A 7,664-nucleotide genomic window follows, 5' to 3' on the forward strand; every position below is an offset into this window, starting at 1 on the left:
AGGATTACTAACTTTGCTTTTTTAAAAGAAGAATATCAATGGCTATATATGATTTAATCTTAAACTCAAAAAATAAAACAACTATTGAATTAGGTAATATTCATTTAAGTTCGAGTAATAAAATTGTCTTACAGCAATTACTTAAAGAGTTTAAGTACATCAATATATTAAACGACTACAAATTACCTGTAGATAATAAATTACTTCTATTCGGTCATACAGGTTGTGGAAAAACAACTACAGCTAAAGCAATTGCTAAAATATTAGATAAAAAAATATTTACCCTTAATTTAGGTGGCATTATATCTTCTCGTCTTGGTGAAACGGCCAAAAACATTACAGAAGTTTTTAAAAAAGCATCTCGAGAAAATGCTGTTCTCTTTTTAGATGAGTTTGATTATATAGGAAAAATACGTGACTACGATAACAAAGATTCTGGTGAAATGAAACGCTTGGTAAACACCGTTATTCAGCTTATAGATCAATTACCAAACGGCACATTATTAATTGCAGCAACCAATCACGCTAGCATTATTGATACTGCTTTATTAAGACGTTTTCAATTAAAACTAAAATTTGAGGCTCCTAATAATGAGGAATTAGATAAGTATTATGATTCTTTGTTACTCCAATTTCCTGAAGAGTTTAGAAATGTAGAACGTTGTTATTCTATTTCGTATGCAGAGGCTAAAGACATAACTTTTAGGGCTGTTAAAAATAAAGTTATAGAAATTGAAGAGGCAAAAGAAATAACAATAGCAGCATTGGATGGAAAATAGTAGCGTTAATCAAAAAATAATAAACGGATTAGAACGAATCTCGAAAGCTTTTCGAGTTTTGCTTTGGGAAAAAAGTAAATTATATAAAATAAGTCCTATTCAGATACAGCTATTAATTTTTTGCAATACTCATAAAAAAGAAGATTTAAAAGTGAGTTTTTTAGCTACAGAATTTGATTTAACAAAAGCTACAATTAGTGACTCTATTAAGGTATTACTCAAAAAAGAATTACTTACTAAAGTTATCAACGTTAAAGATTCTAGAAGCTTTACGGTACAACTAACTAAAAAAGGAAAAGAAATTGTAGAAAAAACAAGTGACTTTACAACGGTATTAAATCAATCTATAGATTTTTTATCTGAACCTGAAAAAGGTATTTTTTTAAAGCAACTAATGCAACTTATTTATCAATTGAATCAAAGAGAAGTTATCTCTACGCAACGAATGTGCTTAACTTGCTATTATTACAAAAAAGATGGTAATCAACACTATTGTAATTTAATGGAAAAACCATTGAAAAATATCGATTTGAGAATAGATTGTGATGAGCATCAAATACTACAAAATTAAAGTACCTTGAACTTATAATATCTTATCTAATGCTATTATAACTTTTTCAATATTAGGTTTACTTAAACTCCCATATCCAAATCTAAATCCTTGAAAAGAGTTGTTAATACAATATTTTGAAGCATCTGTAATTCCAACTCCAGCCATTTCTAGTTTACTAATTAAATCTTCAATCTGTATTGTTTTCAGGGGAGTTATCCAAAAAGCCAAACCTCCTGAAGGGGTAGTATACTGTACTTTATCTTTTAAATGAATCTTCAATAAACTATCACAATAGTTTCTTTTTTCAATATAATTTTTAGAAGCCCTTTTTAAATGTCTCCTTATATCTCCGTTCTTAATCAATTCCATGATGGCTCTTTCCATAATAGAATCATTTTGTATATCAATAATTTCTCTTAAAGAAGCTATTTTCTCAATAGATTCAACATTGCACACTAAAAAACCGATACGTAATGAAGGAGCAATAATCTTACTAAAAGTACCTATATACACATAGTTTTTCACATTTGATAAACTTGAAATAGGTAAAATTGGTCTATGATCAAAATGAAATTCATGATCATAATCATCTTCAATAATAGTGAAATTATACTTATTCGATAATTCTACTAATTTTAGTTTTCGTTTTAAACTAAGTGATACAGTTGTTGGGTATTGATGATGCGGAGTTATGTATATTCCTTTTATATTAATTCCTTTTAGAAGTAAGCTTTCTACCTCATTAATTTTTAGCCCAAGATTATCTACACCAATAGGCATAAGAATTGCCCCAGCACTTTCAAATGCTTTCCATGCTGGTTGATACCCAGGGTTTTCAACTAAAATAATATCTTTTGGTCTAAATAAAGAATGAGCAATTAAGTATAATGCCATTTGACTACCACGAGTAATACATATCTCATCTGAAGTAACATTCATACCTCTTCTGTGATTCAGCATTTGTGAAATTATTTTTCTAAATTCACTACTCCCTCTACTATCAGTATATCCCAGTATATTTAATTTTGACTTTAAGCCAAATACTCTTCTATACGCACTAGCCAATTCCTTTATTGGTGCTATTTTAGTGTCAGGAACTCCATCATCAATTACTATTAAAGATTTCTTCTTTATTAGCAGACTCTCTTCAACCGCTGCTATTTTTTCATCTAATTCAATTATCAATTCTGCTACAAAAATGCCTGTTCTATTTTTAGAAATAAGCCATCCCTCTACTATTAAAATATCTTGTGCTTTTATTATTGTATTTCTATTTACACCAATAATAGAAGCTAGTTTTCTTGAGCTAGGTAATATTTCACCAGGTTTTAAACGTTGTTTTCTTATCGCTAATATAAAAGCATCCACTATTTGAAGATACACGGCTTTATCGCCTTCTAAAGATATCTGTATGTCAAAATCCCATAACCTATTCATTGGTCTATCTATTTTTAATAAAACTGGATCATTTTAATAGACCAAATGTATTTTAAATTTGCCAATAATTAATACTTAAAACATTTAAAATGTCAGAAAAAAAAGATTTTAGTTCAAAAGATTTTCATCAAACATTCGCGAAACCAGAAGTTAGAATGCCTGAAAGACTCATTCACAGAAGTGTTGAAGGCGAAGGTGTTCACAGTCAGTTTTCTGAAGAGAGGAAGCATCCAGTTCATTTTATTGACTTACCTAGTAAAAATGTATCTATGACAATTGGAGGGTTACTTCCAAACCAAGTTACCAGTAGACATAGACATACTTATGAAACTGTTTTATATGTGATTGAAGGATCTGGTTGGACAGAAGTAGAAGATAAAAGAATAGCATGGAAAGCTGGTGATGCTGTCTATATCCCATCATGGGCATGGCACAGACATGGAAATCTAAGCAATGATAATTCTGCTAAGTATTTAGCTTGTGAAAATGCGCCACAACTTCAAAACTTAGGAGTTGCCTTAAGAGAAGAAGAAGGAAGAGATTTATAAATCAACAATTCATTTACTATATGAACAACAATAAATTTAAAGGTATAATTGCATATCCAATTACACCTTTCAAAAAAGACGAGAGTGTCGATATTCCATTATTTAAAAAACTAGTTGAAAGATTAGTACTAAATAATGCAAACGTAATAGCGCCTTTAGGAAGCACTGGTGTATTACCATATTTGAATGATTCTGAAAAAGAAAGTATTGTTAAAGCAACTATCGAGCAAGTTAAAGGAAGAATTCCCGTTTTGGTTGGCGTATCAAATCTAACAACAGAAAGAACAATACATCATGCCAAATATGCTGAACAACAAGGTGTAGATGCAGTAATGATTATTCCTATGAGCTATTGGAAGTTAACAGCTGATGAAATTTTTGATCATTATAATACAGTTGCTCAAGAAATAAGCATTCCTATTATGGCTTACAATAATCCTGCAACAAGTGGTGTTGATATGCCTACAGAATTACTGGAAAGATTGTTAACAATATCAAATGTTACAATGATAAAAGAAAGTACAGGTGATATTCAACGCATGCATTATTTGAAAAAAACACTTGGAGATAAAGTAGCCTTTTTCAACGGATCGAATCCACTTGCTTTAGGCGCCTTTGCTGCTGGAGCTACTGGATGGTGCACGGCTGCTCATAATTTAATTCCAGATTTGAATGTAAAATTATATGAAGCAATTGAAAAAAATGATCTTCAAGAAGCTCAAATTATTTTTCATAAACAACTAGATTTACTAAAATTTATTGTGAGAGTTGGACTACCTAGATCTATAAAAGCAGGGCTTAATATTCTTGGTGAAGATGGCGGATATTTAAGAAGTCCTCTAAAACCAATGCTATCAAGTGACTACAATGAATTAAGAGAGTTGTTAGAAAAAATAGCTGAGGTGTAATTTTAAAAAACATTCTAATTATTTTTTTAAAAAGGAATCCAAACTAAATTCACATAGGCAATAATGCTTATAAAATAATTTAAATATAATAAAAATGAGTAAATCTGTTTTTTATCACGCAGGATGTCCAGTTTGTATTAGTGCAGAACACGACATAGTTAATCTTATAGGAAATGATAACGTAGAGATTGTAAATATAGGTGACGTAAGAGATAGAATATCCGAAGCTGAAACTACAGGCGTAGAGTCTGTACCAGTTTTATTAACTCCTAATGGTAATGTATTACACCTAAACTATGGTGCATTTATAGCAGATCTAAAGGGGTAATTCCTCATTCTATAAAAGTTAGGAACCCATATTATTTAAGAATTCCTAACTTTTATTAAAAATATTTATAACCATAAAAATTTATAAAATGAAATTAAGTGTATTAGCATTAACAGGATTAATGAGTCTAAGTTTAAGCACTAAATCTTGTGTTCAAAAAGTAAAAGCTTATGATAATGACGATTTTAAAATCACGAAAGCAGAAGTAATACATCACTCAGATTTAAGTGTAAGTGTTTGGAGAATTGATGTAAAAGGAACAGCAGGTAAAACAACTCCAATACCTAACGGTTCTATGGATGGTGCTCCAGTATTAGGATACGTATTTCCTACGTCATTAAAACCAACAGATGTAGGTTTTAGTATGACAGAAGCTATGGTTGCAATGGCGTTAACGTCTCACCCGGACTTTGATGATACTCCTATTTGGGATGAAAATAATGATACAGATTTTGCTAACGATGGTATTATATGGCATACTCATTGGGTTGTTCTTCATGAAGATAAACGTGTTCCTGGAGGATTAGCTGTAAAACAATTTACTAAAGCTGATAACGTAACATTACCTCCTACAAATCCTGGAATGCCTATGTATATGGATTCTCCAGGATTTCCTGTAACAACAAAAGGAAATACTATTATAGTGGTTATTCCTGATTACAGAATGAACAATCAAACAGTATTTACTTATGATGCTGTTGCTACACATATGATTGTAAATGCAAGTAAAAAAGATATGCCTATGCTGGGGGTTTATAATGTACTTAGTATAGCAAGTGGAGACTTGTCCCTTCCTTATACTGTGAAAAATAAATAATAATTGGTTGTAGAATTTAAAACCCTTCTATATTAAAACGTAAAGATTTTTTTACAATTGGAATTCAATATATCTTATATCTAAATAAAGTAATTAACTTAAAATAAATATAAAATGAAAATTTCAGTTTACGATACATACGTACCAAAAGATGAAAATACAGTAATGCATTTTGATATCCTTGTTGAAGATAAGGATACTATCGAAAACGTATACAAGTATGGAAAAAAAGGAATTCCTAATTTCAAATTAACAACTAAAGAATGTAATTTCTGTCATATGGAAGCTGCACCTGAAGAAGTTGAACAGTCCATCAAAGAAAAAGGATATTACATTATTGAAATGGAAAACTGTTAAGAATTATAGTATAAATAAAAAGGTGTATGTCTTAAATCCCTATATTTAAGAGTTCTTTCTCCTTAAATTCTTAATTGTGAGAAATAATACCTTCATTATAAATTAATAAAATTATGGAAGAATCTAAAAACAAATTGACATCGGTTTCTGGAAGACCAATATCCGAAAACCAAAATGTGCAAACAGCAGGAAAACGAGGGCCTATGTTAATGCAAGATGTATGGTATCTCGAAAAAATGGCTCATTTCGATAGAGAAGTAATTCCAGAGAGAAGAATGCATGCAAAAGGATCAGCTGCTTTTGGATCGTTTACCGTTACACATGATATAACTAAATATACAAAAGCTAAGATATTTTCTGAAATAGGAAAAAAAACAGATGTGTTTTTACGTTTTTCTACTGTTGCTGGAGAACGTGGAGCGGCAGATGCAGAGCGTGATATTAGAGGTTTTGCTGTTAAATTTTATACAGAAGAAGGTAATTGGGATCTTGTAGGGAACAATACACCTGTATTTTTTATACGTGATCCATATAAGTTTCCTGACCTTAATAAAGCAGTAAAAAGAGACCCCAAAACAAACTTAAGAAGTGCTAATAATAATTGGGACTATTGGACACTTTTACCAGAATCATTGCATCAAGTAACAATGACAATGAGTGAGCGGGGCATTCCAAAGTCATATCGTACTATGAATGGTTATGGAAGTCATACCTTTAGTTTCATAAACGATAATAATGAACGTTCTTGGGTGAAATTTCATTTTAAAACAGCTCAAGGTATTCAAACCCTTACCGATCAAGAAGCAGAAGTTTTGGTAGGTAAAGATAGAGAAAGTCATCAGCGCGATCTTTTTGATAGTATAGAGAACAAAGATTTCCCTAAGTGGAATTTGAAGATTCAAATAATGACCGAATCTCAAGCAAAAAACCATCCAACAAATCCTTTCGATTTAACAAAAGTATGGTCTCATAAAGATTACCCGTTGATTGATGTAGGAACCTTAGAACTAAATAGAAATCCAGAAAACTATTTTGCAGATGTAGAGCAAGCTGCTTTTAATCCTGCTAATGTAGTCCCAGGAATAAGTTTTTCACCTGACAAAATGTTGCAAGGTAGGCTATTCTCTTATGGAGATACCCAACGCTATCGTCTTGGAGTTAATCACTATCAAATTCCTGTAAACGCGCCTAAATGCCCTTTTCATAATCATCATAAAGATGGTGCAATGAGAGTAGATGGTAACGGCGGAGGAACCGTTCATTACGAACCTAATAGTTATGGTAAATGGCAAGAACAAAAGCAATTTCAAGAACCAAATCTAGCTTTAGATGGAGCAGCAGATCATTATGATTTTAGAGATGATGATGATGACTACTTCACCCAACCTGGTAACTTATTTAGAATAATGACTACAAATCAACAGCAAGTGTTATTTGAAAATACTGCTAGATCATTAGGAAGTGCAGAAAAATTTATACAAGAAAGGCACATTCAAAATTGTTATAAAGCAGATCCTAATTATGGTAAAGGAATTGCTATTGCTTTGAATATTAAACTAACAGATTTAGATATAAGTTAATAGCTTATACTAAATTCAAAAGGTTCTAGAAGTTTTACACTAGTAGAGAAAAAGATACTGTCGCAAAAACAAGTCTATTGTCTTTACTAGTGCTTTAAATGAATCTATTTATACTCTATCCGAAACAGAAAAGATCATTTCTTAAAAGCAATTAATTTATCAATTAAATCAAAAGGATATCATCTCTACAAAACGAATGTCTTTAACTTGTTACCTTTACAAATAAGAGGATAATAATCATTATTGTAAGCTAATTGAAAACAATTACAAAATTTAAAGCAACAAATAGATTATCCAGAACATCAAACACTACACAACTGATGGAAAACATTACAAATAATTTAAACATCATTCGTA

The 7,664-nt window shown here is 30.8% G+C and carries 10 protein-coding genes (1 of these 10 only partly in view); 9 read left to right on the top strand and 1 reads right to left on the bottom strand.

Going from position 1 to position 7,664, the window contains the following annotated elements:
* Positions 1-38 precede the first annotated feature (38 nt).
* The gene (locus tag CXF68_RS19060) at positions 39-779 is read left to right on the top strand and encodes an AAA family ATPase (protein ID WP_101046794.1); all 741 of its coding nucleotides are present in this window, start codon (positions 39-41) and stop codon (positions 777-779) included.
* A complete protein-coding gene (locus tag CXF68_RS19065; protein ID WP_101046796.1) occupies positions 769-1,350 on the top strand; it encodes a MarR family winged helix-turn-helix transcriptional regulator in 582 nt (193 codons plus the stop codon). The genes CXF68_RS19060 and CXF68_RS19065 overlap by 11 nt, the downstream gene beginning before the upstream one ends.
* 12 nt (positions 1,351-1,362) lie before the next feature.
* Here CXF68_RS19065 and CXF68_RS19070 read toward each other — a convergent pair whose 3' ends face one another.
* The gene (locus tag CXF68_RS19070) at positions 1,363-2,769 is read right to left on the bottom strand and encodes a PLP-dependent aminotransferase family protein (protein ID WP_101046798.1); all 1,407 of its coding nucleotides are present in this window, start codon (positions 2,767-2,769) and stop codon (positions 1,363-1,365) included.
* An 89-nt stretch (positions 2,770-2,858) separates the two neighbouring features.
* Here CXF68_RS19070 and CXF68_RS19075 point away from each other — a divergent pair, with 89 nt between their 5' ends.
* The 7 genes from CXF68_RS19075 to CXF68_RS19105 form a co-directional block, all read left to right on the top strand.
* The gene (locus CXF68_RS19075; protein WP_101046800.1) at positions 2,859-3,317 is read left to right on the top strand and encodes a cupin domain-containing protein; all 459 of its coding nucleotides are present in this window, start codon (positions 2,859-2,861) and stop codon (positions 3,315-3,317) included.
* A 20-nt stretch (positions 3,318-3,337) separates the two neighbouring features.
* Entirely contained in the window at positions 3,338-4,225 is an 888-nt protein-coding gene (locus CXF68_RS19080) for a dihydrodipicolinate synthase family protein (RefSeq protein WP_101046802.1), read from the top strand.
* A gap of 94 nt (positions 4,226-4,319) precedes the next feature.
* On the top strand, positions 4,320-4,553 hold the full coding sequence (locus CXF68_RS19085) for a thioredoxin family protein (RefSeq protein ID WP_101046804.1): 234 nt from the start codon (positions 4,320-4,322) through the stop codon (positions 4,551-4,553).
* 88 nt (positions 4,554-4,641) lie between these two features.
* Positions 4,642-5,370, top strand: a complete 729-nt coding sequence (locus CXF68_RS19090) for a hypothetical protein (protein ID WP_101046806.1) — start codon at positions 4,642-4,644, stop codon at positions 5,368-5,370.
* A gap of 114 nt (positions 5,371-5,484) precedes the next feature.
* Positions 5,485-5,727 (top strand): DUF2024 family protein, encoded by a 243-nt coding sequence (locus CXF68_RS19095; protein WP_101046808.1) that lies wholly within the window; start codon positions 5,485-5,487, stop codon positions 5,725-5,727.
* A 113-nt stretch (positions 5,728-5,840) separates the two neighbouring features.
* Positions 5,841-7,307, top strand: coding sequence for a catalase (locus tag CXF68_RS19100; RefSeq protein ID WP_101046810.1), 1,467 nt, complete (start codon positions 5,841-5,843; stop codon positions 7,305-7,307).
* 320 nt (positions 7,308-7,627) lie between these two features.
* A protein-coding gene (locus tag CXF68_RS19105) for a YggS family pyridoxal phosphate-dependent enzyme (RefSeq protein ID WP_101047599.1) crosses the window boundary here: on the top strand, positions 7,628-7,664 show its 5' end (the start). It continues 689 nt past the right edge of the window; only the first 37 of its 726 coding nucleotides appear in the window; it begins with the start codon at positions 7,628-7,630; its stop codon lies off the right edge, out of view.

The organism is Tenacibaculum sp. Bg11-29 (assembly GCF_002836595.1).
Classification (GTDB): domain Bacteria; phylum Bacteroidota; class Bacteroidia; order Flavobacteriales; family Flavobacteriaceae; genus Polaribacter.